The sequence below is a fragment of the Mucilaginibacter sp. SG538B genome (assembly GCF_013376065.1).
Taxonomy (GTDB): Bacteria; Bacteroidota; Bacteroidia; order Sphingobacteriales; family Sphingobacteriaceae; genus Mucilaginibacter; species Mucilaginibacter rubeus.
On the sequence record NZ_JABMJI010000002.1, the window covers coordinates 1209154 to 1227853 of the forward strand.

Sequence of the window (18700 nt, forward strand, 5' to 3'; positions counted from 1 at the left end):
TGTTATTGAAAATGGATAAGGGAGTAGTGCGTAACTATCTGCCCTTAAATAAAAATGCGTCATTGCTGGGAACAATCAGGAAAATCCTGAAAAAAAAGGTGATGACGTTTTAGTGGTATTGCGTGGGGGCCGCGTTAGGGATAGCAGCGTAAAGCCCGCAGCGCGCGTTGGGTTTGCGGGCTGGAAAGGCGAGGACTTGCAGCGGATAGCCCGGCCTTAGGCAACGCCCATATCACAAAACAGATCAAAAAAATAAACTTAATAATCAATGGCTTACAATCACCTCATTATAAGGAACGAAGTAATCGCAAACGGTAAAGAGGCGCTTACAGGTTCGCCCTGTAAAGTCGGGGATTGCTTCGTGCCTCGCACTGACGGTAGTATAAGAGTCTAATCCCAGAATCCGCAATAAATTTAATTTGCTACTTTTGATGTTCGATAACATGCAGGGACTAATAACAAAATCAACCGGAAGCTGGTACCAGGTACAAACCCCTGATGGGCAAAAGATAGATTGTCGCATCAAGGGAAAGTTCCGTATTAAAGGTATTACCACAACCAACCCTATTGCTGTTGGCGATATAGTTGATTTTGAAATGGAGCCCGACAGGGAAGATGGCGTGATCACCAACCTGCATCAACGAAAAAACTACATCATCCGCAAGGCTATTAACCTGAGCAAGCAGGCGCAGATCATTGCTGCCAATCTTGACCAGGCTATTTTGGTAGTTACGCTGGCCTCTCCGCGTACTTCTCTGGGGTTTATTGATCGCTTTTTGGTAACTGCAGAGGCTTACGATATTCCCGCAAGGCTGGTATTTAATAAACTGGATCTGTTTAGCGATGAAGGCCTGGAAGTTTTGGCCGATTACAAAGCCATTTATGAAGACATCGGCTATCCCTGTTTTGAAGTTTCGGCTATTGAGGGTACCAATATCAGCCAGGTGCAGGATCTGTTGAAAGATAAGGTAACCCTTTTTTCCGGACACTCTGGCGTTGGAAAATCAAGCCTGATCAATGCGCTGCTGCCCGAGCTGGACCTGCGCACACACATGGTATCCGACTGGAGCGATAAAGGCATGCACACCACCACCTTTGCCGAAATGTTTGAGCTGCCGCAGGGTGGTTTTATTATTGATACCCCCGGCATCCGCGAATTGGGGGTTATCGACATAGAAAAACAGGAGCTTGGCCATTTCTTCCCCGAAATGCGCGAACGGATGAACCAATGCCGTTTTAACAATTGCCGCCACATCAATGAACCCGGCTGCGCCGTACTCGAAGCTTTGGAAGAAGGGGAGATAACCCTATCGCGCTACGAAAGCTATCTGAGCATTTATCATGGTAATGATACAAGAGCTTAGGGAGAGAAGCAAGACAGCAAGAATAAAGAGTCAGGAGGAAAGAGCCAGGACTGTTAGAATCAGGAAACAAGAAAAACAAGCATAAAATATGTCATTGCGAGGAGCCCAACGGGAATAAGCCGGGGCGCGACGCGGCAATCGCATGCTATACAGGGCGGCTATGTTTCCGTGCGATTGCTTCGTGCAATGACATGGTTTATCAATGTTAAGACTGCACCTCGTCCAGGCCTATTTCCCCGCCGCTTCCTTCACCAGCACATCGACAATAGCCTGTTTATTGGGCAAATATTTATTAGTCAAAAACAAACCACCTTTACCTGTCGAGGAATTAAAGAACAAATAAGTACCAACACCCGGGTCATCACCGTCATGACCGATGGTGCCGTTGGTATATAAATTCCAGAATATGCCTTTGTTGCGGTAGGTTAAGTTGATGTTTTTAGGCGGATGTTCCTTACTGAACTGCGGAGTGAACATAGCCTGGTATGATGCCTCGGTAAGCAGTTTTTTGTCATGCCTGGCGATGGCCATTAAATATTTGCTCAAATCTTCGGGCGAAGTTTTTAGCCCTCCATCCGGATACGTAACCAGGTCATATAACGGGAAACGGCTCTTTTGATCGAGGTATAAATAGGCATGGTTTTTTAAATCCACATCTTGAATATGCCAGCCTGAATGATCCATTTTTAGGGGCTTCAGGATATACTTTTGGGTAAACTCTGCATAAGAAAGGCCCGATTTAAGTTCAATAAGATATGCCGCCAGTGCCGAGCCAATGTTAGAATACGAAGAAACGCTCCCTGCCGGGCCTTCACCAAAATTGGCCTTACTATAGTATTGGCCTTGCGGCGATAAATAATTGTAAAAGAACTGGGTTAAAGTTGTATCCTTTAATTTATCACCAAAACCCATTTGGTTCAGGGTTTTTATCGAAACACTGTCATAAGCCCTCAGCTTAGGATAAAAATGATAACAATAATGGTATATCTCTGGGTTATCAATAATCCCCGATGAATGGTTGGTTAACTCTCTGATAGTTATTTTTCCGTTGGGATCGTTAGGGTTAGTTAGCTTAAAAGGCAGCACATCATTAATATCGGTCTCCAGCGTAAAATATTTTAGTTCGATGGCTTTCATCAATGCAACAGCAATAACAGTTTTGCTTACCGAGCCAATGTTTTGAATTGTATTGGCCGAATAGGGGATTTGGTTAGCCACATCTGCATAGCCAAAACTATGGGAGTAGCTAACCTTATTACCATCGGTCATGATCACATACATGCCAGGCAGGCTTTCCTTCGTAAAAGCCTGTTGTAATTTGATGGTTAAAGAGTCTGGTTGGGTTTGCGCCTGGATGCCGCTGGTTATAAGTGCAAGGGTTAGCACACAAAGAAGTGTTTTCAAGGTTTTATAGGTTTTCATACGTCTATATTACAACAAACAGCATATAAACCCCTATCGATCAATGAAAATTATTTTATGTTCTGCTATGATAGTCGCGAACAGGTAATGGTATTCAACAAAAAAGGCCTTGTGAATAACACAAGGCCCAATATTTATTCGCCTAAAGCGGTTTTGAAATCGTCGAGCAAATCGTCGAGGTCTTCAATACCTACCGAGAGGCGGATCATGCTTTCAGGAATGCCCATTTCTGCACGGCGCTCGGCACCAAGCTCAAAGAAAATGGTTTGTGCAACCGGTATGGCCAGGGTACGTGTATCACCAAGATTGCTTGATTTTACAACCAGTTTCAGTTTATTTAAAAATGCCAGGCAGTCTATACTTTCATCAAGCTCGATGCTCATCAAGCCGCCATAGCGTGTAAATAACTCACCGGCCAATTCATGCTGCGGGTGCGATTCAACGCCCGGGTAAAATACCTTTTTAACTTTTGGGTGATTATCGAAATATTTAGCCAGTGCCAAAGCGTTGCTGCAGGCACGGTCAAGGCGCAGGGCCAGGGTTTCGGCACCAACAGATATTGTGTGCGCGGCCTCGGGTGATAAAGTGCCGCCGGCGTCACGTAACCCTTTCTTACGGATCTGGGTCATGCCCAGGTTCTCTGGTTTTACAGCTGCTTTAAATCCGGGGAAAATATTGGGGTAGTTTGCCCAATCAAACAAGCCGGTATTCGTAACCGCGCCACCGAGGGCGTTGCCATGACCGCCAATGTATTTGGTAAGCGAGTTGATCACCAAACTGGCTTTAACATTAACCGGGTTAAACAGGTATGGTGAGGTCATGGTGTTATCAACCACGTACATAATGCCTTTTTCTTCGCACAGATCGCCAATGTTTTTAAGGTCGGCAATTTGCGTGGCAGGATTGGCAATAGTTTCAACAAACACCATGCGGGTATTTGCTTTTACCGCCGCGCGTACATTATCAACCGAGGTAGCATCAACAAAATCAATACTGATACCCATATCAATAAAGGTTTGGAAAATACTGCGGCTGTTCCCAAACAGGAACGAGCTGGCTACGATATGGTCAGTGCCTTTAATAAGGGCCATCACCGTTGCCGAAATTGCCGCCATACCGGTTGAGAAAGCGATACTTGATACCCCATGTTCCATTTGGGTTACCTTTTGCTCCAGAGCGGTAACAGTAGGGTTACCCTGGCGTGAATAAGCGTAACCACTTTTTTTATTTTGGAAAATATCAACCAGGTCCTGCACATCCTCGTGCCCGTAGGTTACAGAGGTGTGGATGGGTTTATGTAATGAACCATGCTCGGGTTTACCAAGCCGGTCGGCATGTAATATGGTGGTAGTGAAGCCTTTTTTTGTACTCATTTTAAATCCTATTAATTAGATATACATAATAGCGGTTGCGAACTTAATTAATTACGCACTAATTACACGAATGGAATTAGCACTAATTGCACGAATGATATCTAATTGACACTAATATTAATAGCGCGCGAGTAAGTTTATAACGTTTATAATCTGATCTAATTACACGATTATCTTATCTATAGCAAGTAGGATCAGTGAAATTAGCCTAAATTGTGGGCAGCAATAAAAAAAGAAATTAGTGTAAAAATTATGAGGGCTGTACTACAACGCGTTACCCAGGCAAGCTGCACAGTAGATGGAAATGTTACAGGCGAAATAGCCGCCGGATTTTTAGTTTTATTAGGAATTGAGGACGCTGATACTACCGAAGACCTGCAATGGCTTGCTAATAAAATTACAGGCATGCGTGTTTTTGGCGACGAGAACGGGCTTATGAACAAAGCCCTTGCCGATGTTAACGGGAATATACTGTTGATATCCCAGTTTACGCTTTTTGCCCAAACTAAAAAAGGAAACCGCCCGTCGTTTCTGCGGGCTGCCAAGCCGGATAAAGCGATCCCAATGTACGAACAAATGGTTCAAACGCTTGAAACATTAACAGGCAAAAAAATAGCTACGGGGATCTTTGGCGCGGATATGAAGATCAACCTGCTTAATGATGGTCCGGTTACTATTATAATGGATACGAAGGATAGGGATAACCATTAAAATAATCCCCCGTCATTGCGAGGTACGAAGCAATCCCCGATTTGCAGATCCACCCTGTATAGTTTGGGATTGCTTCGTACCTCGCAATGACGATGTTAAATAGAAACGCAAACAGGTAAAGACTACGCCAAGCCCTCTTCAATCCTTGCCTGCAAATCTGCTTTAAAAGCATCATCAAGTTTCAGCTCATTTTTTAGCGAATCATGAAATAGCTGCTGCACCATATCATTGATAGCGCGGCTTTGTTTATTGTATAATACACACACGCCGCAACCGGCCAGGTGAATGCGCAGTTCCATTTCCTCGCGGAAGGTAAGTCGTTTAAGCTGCTTTTTTTCAATGAGAAAAGTGGCTTGTTTACAGTTATATATAATTTTTTTTAAATAGCTCATTTCAGTTTAATTCCAGTTTTTTTGAAGGCATGCCCTCAGGTTAACTTTTGCCCGGTGAATGATAACCCAGAAGTTGGCCTGGCTAACATGCAGTTCGGTACAAATGTTTTCGGTAGCCGCATCGTCTATGTGTTTCATGGTAAATACCGCGTTCCACAGGGCAGGTAATTTTTGAAGGCATTTTTGCAGGATGCCGTTCAATTCTTTTTTTAACAAAGGGTCCTGATCATCCATTGCCGCGATGGGCTGAGGAGCATATTCAGCTTTCCAGTGCCCATTGTCTTCCTCAAAAAAATCATCTTGCTCCTGAGCTGCTTTATTAGCCGAAGCTATAGCTAAACCAGATGACTTTTTGCGGTATACATCAATAATTTTATTTTTAAGGATAGCGGTAAGCCACGTTCGTTCGGTGCTTTTGCCCTCAAACCGGTCCACTTTTTCAAGGGCTGCCAAAAAAGTTTCCTGTACCAGGTCTTTGGCCGTGTCCTCATCGTTGATGCGCACAATGGCGTACATATACAGGTAATCGGCATAGGCGGCAACCCATTTATGTGGGTTTAATACATTAGTTTCGGTTAACATGAAATGCGGTAATGCTAATAAAATTACAGGCTTAGTCGGGCGCTGGGCTTAATCCTTACAAAATAAGTTCAAATTTATTTTATTTTAATCCAAGACATTCCTGATGATTGCTAAGTTACGCTACATGCCTTGATTTGAGCTTATTATGCCGATATTTATATCAGTCAAAAAAAGTTAAAAATTATTGTAAGGTTATCCCCATGAACCCGACAAAGCAGTAAAAAACGTATATCATTTAATCTAAGTGAAATGAGAAAGATCAGAATACTTGCGTTTGTGCCGTTTGTTATAGGTGCAGTAATCGTTTCTGTTGCATTTATAAATTGCAAAAGCGGGGCTAAAACCAGCCAAAACGATAATTTAAAGTTTGATGGTAAAGGTTTTGCCCTCGTTGAACTATTTACTTCCGAAGGCTGTTCAAGCTGCCCGCCTGCCGACGAATTGGTAGCCAAAGTTCAAAAAGAGATTGGCGATAAGCCCGTTTATATTTTAGCCTACCATGTTGATTACTGGAACCGTCTTGGCTGGAAAGACGTTTTCAGTAGTGCCGATTATTCAAAACGGCAAAATGAATATGCGCGTTGGTTAAACCTGTCGCAGGTTTACACGCCGCAAATTGTGGTTAATGGTAAAACGGAGTTTGTAGGTTCGCAGGAGGAGCGTTTACGCAGCACTATTAAAAGCGGCTTGCAGGGGAGCGGCAGTGTTCAATTAAACTTAGGTGTTACTCTTAATGCGAATAATACAGCTTCGGTACAATACAAAGTTGAAGGCAATACCGGGAGCGCACCTAATGTGATATCAGTGGCATTGGTACAAAAACAAGCTGTTGTAAAAGTTGAGCGTGGTGAAAACGGCGGCCGCACTTTGGCCCACGCTCAAATTGTACGAAACCTTCAAACTATGCCTTTAAACAAAAACAATGGCAGCGCAACTATTGCTTTGCCTGCCGGGGTTGAGGCCCGGGGATGGGAAGTAATAGGTTTTGTGCAAAATACAAGCAACGGTGCTGTTTTGGCAGCATCGAAAAGCCTGTTCAAAGTTTCGGCGGATGTGGAGCGACAAGATAAAAACATACAATAGTTGTGTTGAATAGCATTAAGAGCATTTAGATGAAAGTAATTAAAGAGAAACACACCCTGTTAATGCGTTGGACGCATTGGGTAAACTTCCCCATCCTCACCATCATGATCTGGAGTGGCTTACTCATTTACTGGGCCAACGATACTTACACGTTCACGCTCTTCGGTGTTACTTTTATTCGCTTTTTTCCGCAGGGTTTTTATGATGCGCTGCACATTCCCCGGCGGCTGGCCGAGGGCATGGCTTTCCACTTTTTGTTTATGTGGTTTTTTGCGCTGAACGGCTTTCTGTATGTTACATATACCATTATATCGGGCCGGTGGCGGGAGCTGTTGCCAAGCCGGCACTCGTTTAAAGAAGCCTGGCTGGTGGTTTTGCACGACCTGCATATCCGCAAAACGGCCCCACCTCAAAACAAATACAATGCGGCCCAGCGTATTGCCTATACGGCTATTATTGTTATGGGCTTTGGCTCGCTGATAACAGGGCTGGCTATTTACAAACCGGTACAGTTTAATTATTTGGCCTGGCTCTGCGGCGGGTACCACCTGGCCCGTATCTGGCATTTTGTGCTTACTATTGGCTATGTGCTGTTTTTCCTGGTGCATGTTGTACAGGTAATACTTGCCGGCTGGAATAATTTCAGGTCGGTTATTTCGGGGTTTGAGGTGATAGATGAAAAACCGCAGCCCGCTATTCAAATTCAAAACGATGAAACTAATGAAAAAGCTGAATAAGGGTTTCAGTAAAAACAAAGGCCCCAAAAAGGAGCTTACCGTTGAGCAGAAGATCAGCCGGCGCAATTTTATCTCCTTCGGCAGCTTCCTGGTATTGGGCGGTGCCGCATATGGCGGCTGGCGCTGGCTTTATACTTCGCCCAATGAGGTGCCGGGCATTACAGGAGATGCCCACAAGCCATTACGTGCGGTGCTTAATGCCAACGAAAAGGTGGTTCGCCAGCTATACAGCAATAAAAACCTGGTAAAAACCTATCCAAAGGAAATGGCGGCGAAGGTGGTGCGCCACAACAGTGATATAGGCTCGGATGGTTTGATTGATGTAGACAACTGGAAACTGTCGGTCAAAAAGCAGAACGGTGAGCTCTTGAATATCGGTATCGATGAAATAAAGAAACTTCCTAAAACCGAGATCATTTATGATTTTAAGTGCGTAGAGGGCTGGGACCAGATTTCGCACTGGGGCGGTGTAAAATTTAGCGATTTTATAGCTCACTTTAAGCTTGATGCCGAAACCCGGTTTGAGTATGTAGGCATGGAAACGCCTGACAAGGAATATTACGTGGGCGTTGACATGCCAAGCGCTATGCACCCGCAAACCCTGCTGGCCTATGAGGTTAACGAAAAACCCTTGCCTCCAAAGCATGGCGCACCGCTAAGGCTCATTATCCCTGTAAAATATGGCATCAAAAACCTGAAACGGATAGGCAGCATTACTTTCAGTAATAACCGCCCCCGCGATTACTGGGCCGAACAGGGTTATGATTATTACGCAGGGTTGTAAAACAACCGGTTAAACCTCCATTATATATTGATGTAATATTTGCATATTGCATTAAATGCCAGCCAATAAACTACCACTTTCCAAACAGCTTGCTTATGCCTGCGGAATGATAGGGTGGAGCATCATGACCAATATTATCATTGTGATGCTGCCTTACTTTTACCTGCCGCCAAACAATGCCGGGCTTACTACGCTGGTACCTCAATTGTTGCTTTTTGGCCTGTTCAATATCATGTCTGTGATTACAGCTTCCGGGCGGTTGGTGGATGCTTTTTTTGATCCTTTTATTGCCTCGCTAAGTGATAAAAGCGAAAATCGTCGTGGGCGGCGCATTCCTTTTATGCAATGGGCTGTTTTACCTGCAGCTTTATTTTGCGGATTAACCTTTTACCCCATGGTAAAGGGCGAAAGTATCCATAACGCTTACTGGCTTACCTTTACGCTTATTTGCTTTTTTATGGGTGCTACGGCCTATATTATCCCGTACAACGCCCTGCTGCCGGAGCTTACCCGCACGGGCAGCGAAAGGGTTAAACTATCATCATTACAACAGGTGGGTTTTGTGATAGGGATTATCCTATCGGCCATGGTCAATAACTTTGCCGACTGGGTACAACGCTTTGCCGGTACCCTCAATCGCGATACCTCCGTACAGTACACCATTTGGGGGCTGGCCATATTTGCCGGGCTGGTGATGCTCGTGCCTGTATTCACCATTGACGAAAAACGGTATTCAAACGGTCACCCATCGCACTTGCCGCTATTGCCTGCTATTCAAAAAACCTTTGAAAACCGGAATTTCAAATATTACCTAATATCCGATTTTTCGTACTATATGGCATTAAGCATCATATCAAGCGGCTTACTGTTTTTTTTAAAATCGTTGTTAAATCTGCCCGAATCTATGGGCGGAGAACTTATGGCTACGATGGTATTGGTATCACTGCTGTTTTATCCGCTGGTTAATTACCTGTCGCAAAAGATTGGCAAAAAACCTATCGTGCTTTTTTCGTTCGGGCTACTGAGTTTGATTTTTGTAGCGATATTTTTCCTGGGCAAACTTCCATTTACACCGCAGGTGCAAATCTATACGCTGGTTATCAGCGCATCGTTTCCGCTGGCCTCGCTGGGTATTTTGCCCAATGCGATACTTGCCGAAATAGCACAGAACGAGGCTAAACGTACCGGCGAGAATCGCGAGGGGATGTTTTTTGCGGTTAAATACCTGTTTGTAAAACTGGGCCAAACACTGGGTATTGCATTGTTTGCGTTTTTAACCATTTACGGAAAAGACCCGGGCAACGATTATGGCCTGCGCCTGAATGGCATTTGCGGTTGTGTACTCTGTTTGCTGGCTTTTGTTTTCTTTAACCGGTTCAGGGAGCGTAGGAACAGGGGCAAAAAAAGAACCGCTCATCATTGAGCTTCAAATCCCGCCAGACCTTAAAGGCAGGTAACATGTTGCTGTGCGGCCTGAATCGGCTGTTTATCGGTTTGCGCTTCAGCAACACAGGCAAAAAGAAGCGAAGCCATCAAAATGACTATGAGGTATTTGATTATAGTTGCGCTCATTTTCCTTTGCCGTTAAATGTGTTATAAAACAATTTGCCCTTGTAGAATAAAAAAGGCCTGCCATTTGTTTTAAATGCAGGCCTTCAGGATATCGGTGTAAAAGCAATATTACACCAGGTTCTTTTTAATATAACTGATACTTTGTGCAATGCTTACAAACGGATCGCCCGGGCAAACATCCTGCTCAACAAAGAAATATTTGAGGCCTGATTTTTTAGCCTGGGTAAAGATCTTTTTAAAGTCGATAACCCCGTTGCCAACTTCAGTAAATTTCTTTTCAGGGGTTTTGTCCATATCCTTAACATGCCAAAGCGGGAAACGGCCCGGGTGTTTATCAATAAGGGCGATTGGGTCCTGGTTTGCTTTATTAACCCAATACAGGTCCATTTCCATTTTTACCAGGTCTTTATCGGTGTTCTCCAAAAGGATCTCATATGGGTATTTACCGTTTTCCTGTATAAATTCAAAGTCGTGGTTGTGATAGCAAAGCTGGATACCCGCGCCTTTACAGGTTTCGCCGGCTATATCAAGCATGTTGGCCACGTTTTTATAATGGTCAAGATTGCCGCGTTCAGATTGTGAAAGATATGCGCAAACCATGTATTGCACACCGGCTTCGGCGGCGTCATCAACGGCTTTTTTCCAGTCGTTCATGATGGTTCCTTTTTGTTGTTCGCCGTTAACCAGCTCCTCGCCTAAACGGTAATGCGCGCTGGGCATGATGAGGCCGTTCTGTTTTAAAACATTTGCAAAATCGCCGGGGCGCATGCCATAAAACAATTCGGTACCGGTATAAGTTGCACCTTCAACAGATGTGAAACCTGTTTTGGCAACCTTTGCCAATGCAGCAACAGGGTCGGCAGCCATTGCATCACGCACAGTATATAATTGTAAGCCTATATATTTTTTATCATATGCAAACAAATTAGGAGCTGCCAACAGGCCTGCTGAAAGTAGCGCCGAAGTTTTTAGAAAAGATCGTCTGGTAGTCATTGGTTTATGATTTTTATGATTGGTTGTGTAAATATAACGCATTAAAAATGCCAAAACAAAGACCGAAATTACGCCGATTGGTTTAATGCAGAGGTATAGTATTGTAATTTTTACAGGCTTAGCTGAATATTTATAAAAATATACAAAAAGAAAAAGCCGCTGTGTGGCGGCTCTTCATATGCTTTGGGTAAAGTATTATCTTCCTTTTTTAATGTTGGGAAACTTCATTTTATAATCCACATCAACCATGCCTTTTGATATATCGTTAAGCTTTTTTTCGATAAGCCGTTTACGTAACGGGCTTAGCTTATCGGTAAACAATTTGCCTTCAATGTGATCGTATTCGTGCTGGATAACACGTGCGGCCATGCCCTTAAAAGTTTCTTCATGGTGTTTCCAGTTCTCGTCATAGTATGACATGCGTACAACCGGCTTGCGGTATACATCTTCACGAATATCCGGAATGCTCAGGCAGCCTTCGTTAAAACTCCATTCCTCACCGGTTTCTTCCAGTATGGTAGCATTGATGAACGCTTTTTTGAAATCTTTCAGTTCCGGTTCGTCATCATCAAAAGGGGTGGCATCCACTACAAATAAACGCATTGACATGCCTACCTGCGGCGCTGCCAGGCCAACACCACGGGCCGTGTACATGGTTTCAAACATATTTTCAACCAGTTCTTTTATATGCGGATACTCGTCGGGCTCTATAGCTGTTGCTTTCTTTCTTAAAACAGGATCACCGTAGGCAATGATAGGATACTTCATCTTGCAAAAATAAAGGATTATTGCTTAGGCTCAAATAGCAAAGTGATCAGGCGGTTATTATCAAAAATTTCATTGCTGATGGTCAGCAATTGCTCGGCACTTACCAGGTTAATTTTTGCAAAGATCTCTTCGAGAGTGTCAACACGGTTAAAATCAATCATGCTTTTGGCCATGGCTATAATGAGGCTCATGCGGTTTTCTTCCGCTAATGCTATTTGCCCGATAAACTTTTGCCGGGCCTGGTGCAATTGCAAACTGCCCAGCTTTTGTTCACGCAGCTTTTTCAGTTCCTTATGAATCAGTTTTGAAGCTTTGTTCGCTTTTTCGGTATCGGTACCAAAGTAAATAGAGAAGATGCCGGTGTCAGTTAAAGGGGTGTAATTTGATTCGACAGTATAGGTTATACCATGTTTTTCCCTGATTTCGAGGTTGAGCCTGCTGCTCATGCCCACTCCGCCCAGGAGGTTGTTAAGCAATAATAAGCCCCATTTATGCTCATGCGACGATGAATAAGCCTGTGTGCCTATAATACAGTGCGTTTGTGAGATAGGTTTGTTAACGATATGGATACTACCCGTACTTTGTACGGGCTTTACCCGAGTTTTTTGAAGCTCATTTAAAGGCACATGGCCGAAATACTTTTCAGACATGGCCACCAGTTTCCTGAACTCATAATTGCCGTGTACAGCAAAGATCATTTCGGTTGTATTATAGTTTGCCGCTATAAACCCCCGGATGTCGTCCCCGTTAAGCCTGCCAACGGTTTCGGGCGTACCTAAAATGTTTTGGCCCATGGGGTGCTCCTTAAACAGCAGCTCTTCAAAATCATCCTGTATGGCTTCTTCCGGTTGGTCAAGATAGGAAGCTATTTCATCTAAAATGACACCGCGCTCTTTCTCCTGTTCATCATCCGGGAACGTGGAATGAAATAATATATCCTCAAAAAGATCCATAGTGCGGTCAAGGTGCTGGTTAAGCAACGACGCGTGGATGCAGGTATATTCTTTAGTGGTATAAGCGTTAAGATCGGCGCCAACAAGCTCGAGCCTGTTGAGGATCTGGCTGGTGTTACGGCGTTCGGTTTCTTTAAACAGCAGGTGCTCAATAAAATGGGCAAGGCCTTCCTGTCCCGGAGCTTCATCGCGCGATCCCGCGTTTACAATAAAGCAACAATGTGTAATTGCCGATGGCCAGTGCTTATACAGTATGCGGATACCATTAGGTAAAGTATAAAGTTGATAGTCAATCATTCGGCTGCAAAGATAAGCTTATATGTCACAATTATTTTTCACGCTATTGTAAGTGATTAATAGTATTTTAGGCGCTTAAAATCCAATTTCGCCGGGATTAATGTAAACGGCGGAATTATACTGCCTTTAAAAAACACAAACTAAACCCAATGACAAAACAAATAGCCGATCTGGAATTTGAGATACTACTAACTGCCGATAAGATTGAAGAACGTATTAAAGCCATTGGCATACAATTAAATGAAGATTATAATAATAGCATACCCGTTTTTATAGGGGTACTCAACGGCAGCTTTCTTTTTATAGCCGACCTGATCAAACAAGTGAGCATTCCCTGCGAAATTAACTTCACCAAATTAGCATCATACTATGGCGGCACCTCCAGTACGCTAAAAATACGGGAAGATATTGATTTAACGGTTGATATTAAGGGACGCGATGTACTTATTATTGAAGATATTGTTGATACGGGCAATACAGCTCACTATCTAATCCAGAAACTGAAGGAAAGAGAGCCCGCCTCATTAAGGTTATGCTCATTATTATTAAAGCCGGCCGCTCTTCAAAAAAAAATAGAGGAGCTTAAGTATGTGGGCTTTGAAATAGGAAACGAATTTGTAGTAGGTTATGGCCTTGATTACAAGGAAATGGGGCGTAATTTAAAAGATATTTATAAAAAAGTAGGATAAGAATAAACAGATCTTAACAGAAAATGTAGCGGTTGCTATTGAGGGATAGTACATTACGGGTAATTTTTTTAACAACTGATTAAAACAATAGCTCCCTTGTTTCGTTTTAGGGTTTATGAAATATACATCTTTACTTTTATCAGGCTGCATAGCAGCATCGTTTTTGTTTTCTTCATGTGATAAAAAAGGGCCGGCTACTTCAACTGTTGCTATTACCATAACTGATGGCCAGACCGGCGCTGCATCGGCAGGTGCAACAGTAAAACTGTATGATGATGTAAATAAACCCAATACCGGGGAAGCGCCCTCATACACACTTACTACGGATGCGTCAGGAAAAGCGACCGCAGTAGTTGCCTATATAGGAGAGTATTACATTGTTGCTGAAAAAGGAACCCAAAAAAGCTATTACAATGGACTGATTCCGATAGGTATTTTTAAAACCCAGGCCGATATTGACAGCAGCCCTAAACAAACACCTGCAGCGATAATTGGCTCAGTGAAATTTAAAGATACCAATAACGATGGCGTTATCAACGACTCAGACAAAGCAAAAGCACCGAATTTGTTTTTACAAGAAGGACAAACGCTTAATTACAGCTTAGCGGTTTATTAATTTACAGAGAGACTCATTTTATAGTAAAGCTACCGGTGAAAATCGGTAGCTTTACTGTTTAATAGAAAGGGCTGTTTTTTTTAAGCAATCAGCATTTCTCAATTAATGAAAAGAATATTTATCAGTCTGGTTGCTATCCTGCTTTTAATAGTTGTTGTTATGTCATTAACTGGCTATAACCTCGCTATTCCGGTGTCGCAGATTAATAATAATAGGCTCAATCCCTTATTGCCTAAAGTAAAGCCGGGCGAAAGGTTACAGCTCTTTTCAAATTGTGATTTTTCAAAAGACGATTGGACTGCCTATATAGTAATTGCGCCCGAAGATTTTGACGGTCTTAATCCTCTTATGAGAAAAAGGATTTGCTGGAAAACAAATAGCAGAACCCTACTGGCTCAAATGAAAAAAAACTGGGTTTTTAAATATCGTGAAAATGATGATATGGCTACAGTAAACAGTTCTTTTTACCTTATACGGGATGGGCATATGGTTTTTGAATCGGGAATAGTACTGGATAAAAATAACCAGGGCTTACAGAACTTAAATTACGGTTGGATGCAGCCGGTGGACGGTACCGCTTTTGTAAATGTTTGCAGAGGCTTTGAGAAAATATACTGGCCCGTCGTGCTTTTTTAATTGGATATAATCGATCACGTATAACATTTGCCTATTTTGCATATCATGCTCGTAACCATAAAAGGATATTACGAAAAGGGTGTATCGTTATAAGCGAAGATGCACCTGTGCAATCATTATTTTCCTTTGCATACCTGTTGTCAGGTCCTCACCACAACTTTTCACCATTGTTGGAATCCCAATGCATAGAAAGACATTATGTTGTTGTGGGGCACGACAACAAGAGATGGTTATATTATCCCCGCCACCTCGCTCAGCATTCTCACCGCCTCGTCAACGCTGTCAATTCCCTCAATGCCCAATCGGAGCGTGTTTTTAACTTCTTTCAAATTGGTGCGCCTTGGGTTATTCTTCACAAAGTCGAGCACATTACGGAAGGCCTCGGTTTCAAAGTAACTTGATTGCTGGTTAGTAATAAAATAACCACGCAAAACGTTTTTCTTAAGCGAGATTTTTTCAAAACCGATGGCCTTGCCCAGCCATTGCAGGCGTAGGGTATTGAGTAAACCGTCAACCTGGGCCGGCACCGGGCCAAAACGGTCGTGCAATTTTTGTTGAAATGCCTGCAGTTCCACCTCGTTTTCCAGTTTGGAAAGCTCGGTATACAGGTTATATCGCTCGGAGAGATTTGTTACATACTCATCGGGGATGAGGATCTCCAGGTCGGTATCAATTTGGGTAAAAGAAATATAGGGGCGGGGCTTATCCTCTGGGAATACGCCTTTAAACTCATCTTCCTTAAGTTCCTGTATGGCTTCGTCGAGGATCTTATGATACATTTCAAAGCCAATTTCGGCAATGAAGCCGCTTTGTTCGGCGCCAAGCAGGTTACCGCTGCCGCGGATGTCCAAATCCCTCATAGCCACATTGAAGCCGCTGCCCAGGTCGCTGAATTCTTCAATGGCGCTCAGGCGCTTGCGCGCCTCGCTGGTTAACGTTGACAAAGGCGGACTTAGCAAATAACAATACGCCTTTTTATTACTCCTGCCCACACGGCCGCGCATCTGGTGCAGGTCGCTCAATCCAAACATATGGGCGTAGTTGATGATAATGGTATTGGCATTGGGAATGTCCAGGCCGGCCTCAATAATGGTTGTAGCTACCAACACATCATACTCGTGGTTCACGAATTTAAGCATTACATCTTCCAGATCGTCACCTTCCAATTGGCCGTGGGCTATACCTATACGGGCTTTCGGTACCAGCTTACGGATCATGCCGCCCAATTGCGGCAGATCGGCCACGCGATTGTGGATAAAGAACACCTGCCCGCCGCGGTCTATTTCAAATTCAACAGCTTCCTTAATCAACTTATCATTAAATACGTGCAGCTCGGTAACAACCGGCTGGCGGTTTGGCGGCGGAGTTGATATAATAGAAAGGTCGCGTGCACCCATTAACGAAAAATGAAGCGTTCGCGGAATGGGCGTTGCCGTTAAGGTAAGCGTATCCACATTAGCGCGCATCTGTTTCAGCTTCTCTTTGGTCGATACGCCAAACTTCTGCTCTTCGTCAATGATCATCAGGCCAAGGTCTTTAAATTTCACATCCTTGCTTACCAAACGATGTGTGCCTATGATGATATCTACTTTACCTTCTTTTAGTTTCTCCAGGGTATCCTTGATCTGCCGGGTTGATTTAAAGCGGTTAACATAATCAATATTGGCAGGAAAACCTTTGAGCCTGTCGGTAAAAGTTTTGTAGTGCTGCGCTGCCAGGATGGTTGTTGGTACCAGAATGGCCACCTGCTTGCTATCGGCAACGGCTTTGAAAGCAGCACGGACCGCAACTTCGGTTTTGCCAAAACCCACGTCGCCGCAAATAAGGCGGTCCATAGGGTGGGGCGATTCCATATCTTTTTTAAAATCGGCAGTGGCTTTTTCCTGGTCGGGAGTGTCCTCGTACAGGAATGATGCCTCCAGCTCGGTTTGCAGGTAGCTATCGGGCGAAAAGGCATTGCCATGCTGGGCTTTACGAAGGGCGTAAAGCTTGATCAGGTCGCGGGCTATGTCCTTAACTTTTTTTTTTGTTGTTTTCTTCAAACGTTCCCAGGTGTCGGTACCCAGTTTGTTCATTTTGGGAACGGAACCTTCTTTGCCGCTAAATTTGGAAATGCGGTTAAGTGAGTTGATATTCACATACAGCAGGTCGTTATCAGCATAAATCAGGCGGATCATTTCCTGTTGTTTGCCGTTCACGTCAACCTTTTCCAAACCTGCATATTTGCCTATACCGTGATCGATATGGGTAACATAATCGCCAGGTTTAAGGTCGCGGAGCTCTTTTAGTGTAATAGCTTGGGAACGCTGGTAGCCCTTGCGGGTTTTGTATTTATAGTAACGGTCAAAGATCTGGTGATCGGTATAGCAGGCTATCTTTTGCTCGTGATCAATGAAGCCTTCGCGTATGGAGATGCTTACCGGCGTAAATTTTACCGTTTTGTCCAGGTCGTCCAAAATGGCGTATAAACGCTCAACCTGTTTGGCCGAATCGGTAAAGATGAAGTTCTCTATCTTATCAGTCTCGTTGTTTTTGAAATTGTGAATGAGCAGCGTAAAGTCCTTATTAAATGATGGCTGCGGACGCATATCAAAATTGATAGCGGTAGCATCATGGTAAAAGAACTGCTTTCCAAACTCTACCACAGGGAAATCATGCAGTTGATCACCAATCAGTTTTTCGTCGGTAAAACCAAATTTGGGATCTATCCAATCAGGGTTTTGCGCTTTTTCATCTGCAGAGAGGGCCTTCCAAAGGTTCACAGCTTTTTTGTACCCGGTTTGAATAATGTCCAGCGTAAACTGAACGTCTTTGATCCATACCTGGGTACCTGCTTCAACATATTCAAGCAGGGAGATATTATTCTCCGTTAGAAATTTAGATTGTACGTTGGGAACAATGGTAATGCTTTTAACATGCTCAACCGATAGTTGGCTCTCGATTTCAAACGTACGGATCGACTCAATGAAATCACCAAAAAACTCAACCCGGTAGGGGAGCATATGCGAAAAAGAAAAGATATCAACAATACCGCCACGGATAGAAAATTGCCCCGGCTCATATACAAAATCAACCCGTTCAAAATCATACTCTATCAAAAACTCGTTGATGAAATCAATACTGAGCTTGTTGCTAACGGCTATTTCGAGGGTGTTTTTTTCAAGCGATGAACGATCGATCACCTTTTCGGCCAAAGCCTCGGGATAAGTTACAATGAGCTGGCCATATTCTGAGCTGTGGTTAAGCTCATTCAATACCTCGGCACGGGCCAGTACATTACTGCTATCGGGCTGGGTAAATTCAAAAGGCTTGCGGTATGATGAAGGGAACAGCAGGGCTTCTTTACCGGTAAGGTTTTCCAGGTCGGCCTGGAAATAACCTGCTTCTTCGCGGTCGGGCAGTACAAATACCATGTGTTTGTGCTGCAAAAAATACAATGCTATCGCCATGGCCGAATCACTTGATCCCACCAAACCACGTAGCTGTACCCTTGGATTTTTTGATGCGTTAAGCGCAGTAGCCAACGCTTTTATCCTGTCATCAGCCTTATATCTGTCTAATATATCACGGATGTTCAAACCGCGGCAAAGATAAACAAAAAAGGAAAGCCAAAATAAAAAAGCGCCAGGCTAAAAATTAATGCAAACAATATGAGGGCTTATTTACTTTTTAATGATAAATTTATGTATGTAAACGCGCATACCGATTTATAAATCAATCTTAATTAT

At 43.5% G+C, this 18700-nt stretch carries 17 protein-coding genes; 9 read left to right on the forward strand and 8 right to left on the reverse strand.

Annotation, left to right across the window (positions count from 1 at the left end; genetic code table 11):
• The first annotated feature begins 443 nt into the window (after nt 1-443).
• Nucleotides 444-1364 carry a ribosome small subunit-dependent GTPase A gene (gene rsgA, locus FHW88_RS14715; protein ID WP_176626829.1) on the forward strand — a complete coding sequence of 307 codons (921 nt, stop codon included), beginning with the start codon at nt 444-446 and terminating at the stop codon, nt 1362-1364.
• 228 nt (nt 1365-1592) lie between these two features.
• Here the strand turns inward: rsgA and FHW88_RS14720 are convergent, their stop codons facing one another.
• Together FHW88_RS14720 and FHW88_RS14725 are read right to left on the reverse strand one after the other, a co-directional pair.
• Nucleotides 1593-2786, reverse strand: a complete 1194-nt coding sequence (locus FHW88_RS14720) for a serine hydrolase domain-containing protein (protein WP_176626374.1) — start codon at nt 2784-2786, stop codon at nt 1593-1595.
• A gap of 134 nt (nt 2787-2920) precedes the next feature.
• Nucleotides 2921-4159: a cystathionine gamma-synthase family protein gene (locus FHW88_RS14725; RefSeq protein WP_176626376.1), complete on the reverse strand. Its 1239-nt coding sequence runs from the start codon at nt 4157-4159 to the stop codon at nt 2921-2923.
• Nucleotides 4160-4411: 252 nt separating this feature from the next.
• On the opposite strand from FHW88_RS14725, the gene dtd reads away from it, so the two are divergent.
• Complete coding sequence (gene dtd, locus FHW88_RS14730) at nt 4412-4870, forward strand: D-aminoacyl-tRNA deacylase (protein WP_176626378.1); 459 nt, start codon at nt 4412-4414, stop codon at nt 4868-4870.
• Between the two features lie 122 nt (nt 4871-4992).
• On the opposite strand, the gene FHW88_RS14735 is transcribed toward dtd, so the two are convergent.
• Together FHW88_RS14735 and FHW88_RS14740 are read right to left on the reverse strand one after the other, a co-directional pair.
• The gene (locus FHW88_RS14735; protein ID WP_090533444.1) at nt 4993-5262 is read right to left on the reverse strand and encodes a hypothetical protein; all 270 of its coding nucleotides are present in this window, start codon (nt 5260-5262) and stop codon (nt 4993-4995) included.
• 6 nt (nt 5263-5268) lie between these two features.
• Nucleotides 5269-5844, reverse strand: a complete 576-nt coding sequence (locus FHW88_RS14740) for a sigma-70 family RNA polymerase sigma factor (protein ID WP_090533446.1) — start codon at nt 5842-5844, stop codon at nt 5269-5271.
• A 249-nt stretch (nt 5845-6093) separates the two neighbouring features.
• On the opposite strand from FHW88_RS14740, the gene FHW88_RS14745 reads away from it, so the two are divergent.
• From FHW88_RS14745 to FHW88_RS14760, 4 genes are read left to right on the forward strand one after another with little or no spacing between them, the layout of a single operon-like run.
• Nucleotides 6094-6927: a DUF1223 domain-containing protein gene (locus FHW88_RS14745; RefSeq protein ID WP_176626380.1), complete on the forward strand. Its 834-nt coding sequence runs from the start codon at nt 6094-6096 to the stop codon at nt 6925-6927.
• A gap of 29 nt (nt 6928-6956) precedes the next feature.
• A complete protein-coding gene (locus tag FHW88_RS14750; RefSeq protein WP_175490093.1) occupies nt 6957-7664 on the forward strand; it encodes a cytochrome b/b6 domain-containing protein in 708 nt (235 codons plus the stop codon).
• The gene (locus tag FHW88_RS14755; protein ID WP_255485335.1) at nt 7639-8448 is read left to right on the forward strand and encodes a molybdopterin-dependent oxidoreductase; all 810 of its coding nucleotides are present in this window, start codon (nt 7639-7641) and stop codon (nt 8446-8448) included. Before FHW88_RS14750 ends, FHW88_RS14755 begins: the two co-directional genes overlap by 26 nt.
• Nucleotides 8449-8503: 55 nt before the next feature.
• Nucleotides 8504-9871, forward strand: a complete 1368-nt coding sequence (locus tag FHW88_RS14760; protein ID WP_090533451.1) for an MFS transporter — start codon at nt 8504-8506, stop codon at nt 9869-9871.
• 257 nt (nt 9872-10128) lie between these two features.
• Here the strand turns inward: FHW88_RS14760 and FHW88_RS14765 are convergent, their stop codons facing one another.
• From FHW88_RS14765 to FHW88_RS14775, 3 genes are all read right to left on the reverse strand, one after another.
• Complete coding sequence (locus FHW88_RS14765) at nt 10129-11013, reverse strand: sugar phosphate isomerase/epimerase family protein (protein ID WP_090533817.1); 885 nt, start codon at nt 11011-11013, stop codon at nt 10129-10131.
• Between the two features lie 195 nt (nt 11014-11208).
• A complete protein-coding gene (gene def, locus FHW88_RS14770; RefSeq protein WP_176626382.1) occupies nt 11209-11781 on the reverse strand; it encodes a peptide deformylase in 573 nt (190 codons plus the stop codon).
• A gap of 17 nt (nt 11782-11798) precedes the next feature.
• Nucleotides 11799-13028: a M16 family metallopeptidase gene (locus FHW88_RS14775; protein WP_176626834.1), complete on the reverse strand. Its 1230-nt coding sequence runs from the start codon at nt 13026-13028 to the stop codon at nt 11799-11801.
• A 152-nt stretch (nt 13029-13180) separates the two neighbouring features.
• Here FHW88_RS14775 and hpt point away from each other — a divergent pair, with 152 nt between their 5' ends.
• The 3 genes from hpt (at nt 13181) to FHW88_RS14790 (ending at nt 14972) form a co-directional block, all read left to right on the forward strand.
• Nucleotides 13181-13720, forward strand: a complete 540-nt coding sequence (hpt, locus tag FHW88_RS14780) for a hypoxanthine phosphoribosyltransferase (protein ID WP_176626384.1) — start codon at nt 13181-13183, stop codon at nt 13718-13720.
• A gap of 115 nt (nt 13721-13835) precedes the next feature.
• Nucleotides 13836-14336, forward strand: coding sequence for a hypothetical protein (locus tag FHW88_RS14785; protein WP_090533461.1), 501 nt, complete (start codon nt 13836-13838; stop codon nt 14334-14336).
• Nucleotides 14337-14441: 105 nt separating this feature from the next.
• On the forward strand, nt 14442-14972 hold the full coding sequence (locus tag FHW88_RS14790) for a hypothetical protein (RefSeq protein ID WP_090533463.1): 531 nt from the start codon (nt 14442-14444) through the stop codon (nt 14970-14972).
• A gap of 230 nt (nt 14973-15202) precedes the next feature.
• Here FHW88_RS14790 and mfd read toward each other — a convergent pair whose 3' ends face one another.
• The gene (gene mfd / locus FHW88_RS14795; RefSeq protein ID WP_176626386.1) at nt 15203-18550 is read right to left on the reverse strand and encodes a transcription-repair coupling factor; all 3348 of its coding nucleotides are present in this window, start codon (nt 18548-18550) and stop codon (nt 15203-15205) included.
• Between the last annotated feature and the right edge of the window lie 150 nt (nt 18551-18700).

Coding starts and splice junctions, on each gene's coding strand:
- dtd (WP_176626378.1), top strand. CDS start 4,412: ATGAGGGCTGTACTACAACGCGTTACCCAGGCAAGCTGCACAGTAGAT.
- FHW88_RS14785 (WP_090533461.1), top strand. CDS start 13,836: ATGAAATATACATCTTTACTTTTATCAGGCTGCATAGCAGCATCGTTT.
- FHW88_RS14760 (WP_090533451.1), top strand. CDS start 8,504: ATGCCAGCCAATAAACTACCACTTTCCAAACAGCTTGCTTATGCCTGC.
- FHW88_RS14745 (WP_176626380.1), top strand. CDS start 6,094: ATGAGAAAGATCAGAATACTTGCGTTTGTGCCGTTTGTTATAGGTGCA.
- FHW88_RS14790 (WP_090533463.1), top strand. CDS start 14,442: ATGAAAAGAATATTTATCAGTCTGGTTGCTATCCTGCTTTTAATAGTT.
- FHW88_RS14720 (WP_176626374.1), bottom strand. CDS start 2,786: ATGAAAACCTATAAAACCTTGAAAACACTTCTTTGTGTGCTAACCCTT.
- def (WP_176626382.1), bottom strand. CDS start 11,781: ATGAAGTATCCTATCATTGCCTACGGTGATCCTGTTTTAAGAAAGAAA.
- hpt (WP_176626384.1), top strand. CDS start 13,181: ATGACAAAACAAATAGCCGATCTGGAATTTGAGATACTACTAACTGCC.
- FHW88_RS14725 (WP_176626376.1), bottom strand. CDS start 4,159: ATGAGTACAAAAAAAGGCTTCACTACCACCATATTACATGCCGACCGG.
- FHW88_RS14755 (WP_255485335.1), top strand. CDS start 7,639: ATGAAACTAATGAAAAAGCTGAATAAGGGTTTCAGTAAAAACAAAGGC.
- FHW88_RS14765 (WP_090533817.1), bottom strand. CDS start 11,013: ATGACTACCAGACGATCTTTTCTAAAAACTTCGGCGCTACTTTCAGCA.
- FHW88_RS14750 (WP_175490093.1), top strand. CDS start 6,957: ATGAAAGTAATTAAAGAGAAACACACCCTGTTAATGCGTTGGACGCAT.
- rsgA (WP_176626829.1), top strand. CDS start 444: ATGCAGGGACTAATAACAAAATCAACCGGAAGCTGGTACCAGGTACAA.
- FHW88_RS14740 (WP_090533446.1), bottom strand. CDS start 5,844: ATGTTAACCGAAACTAATGTATTAAACCCACATAAATGGGTTGCCGCC.
- FHW88_RS14735 (WP_090533444.1), bottom strand. CDS start 5,262: ATGAGCTATTTAAAAAAAATTATATATAACTGTAAACAAGCCACTTTT.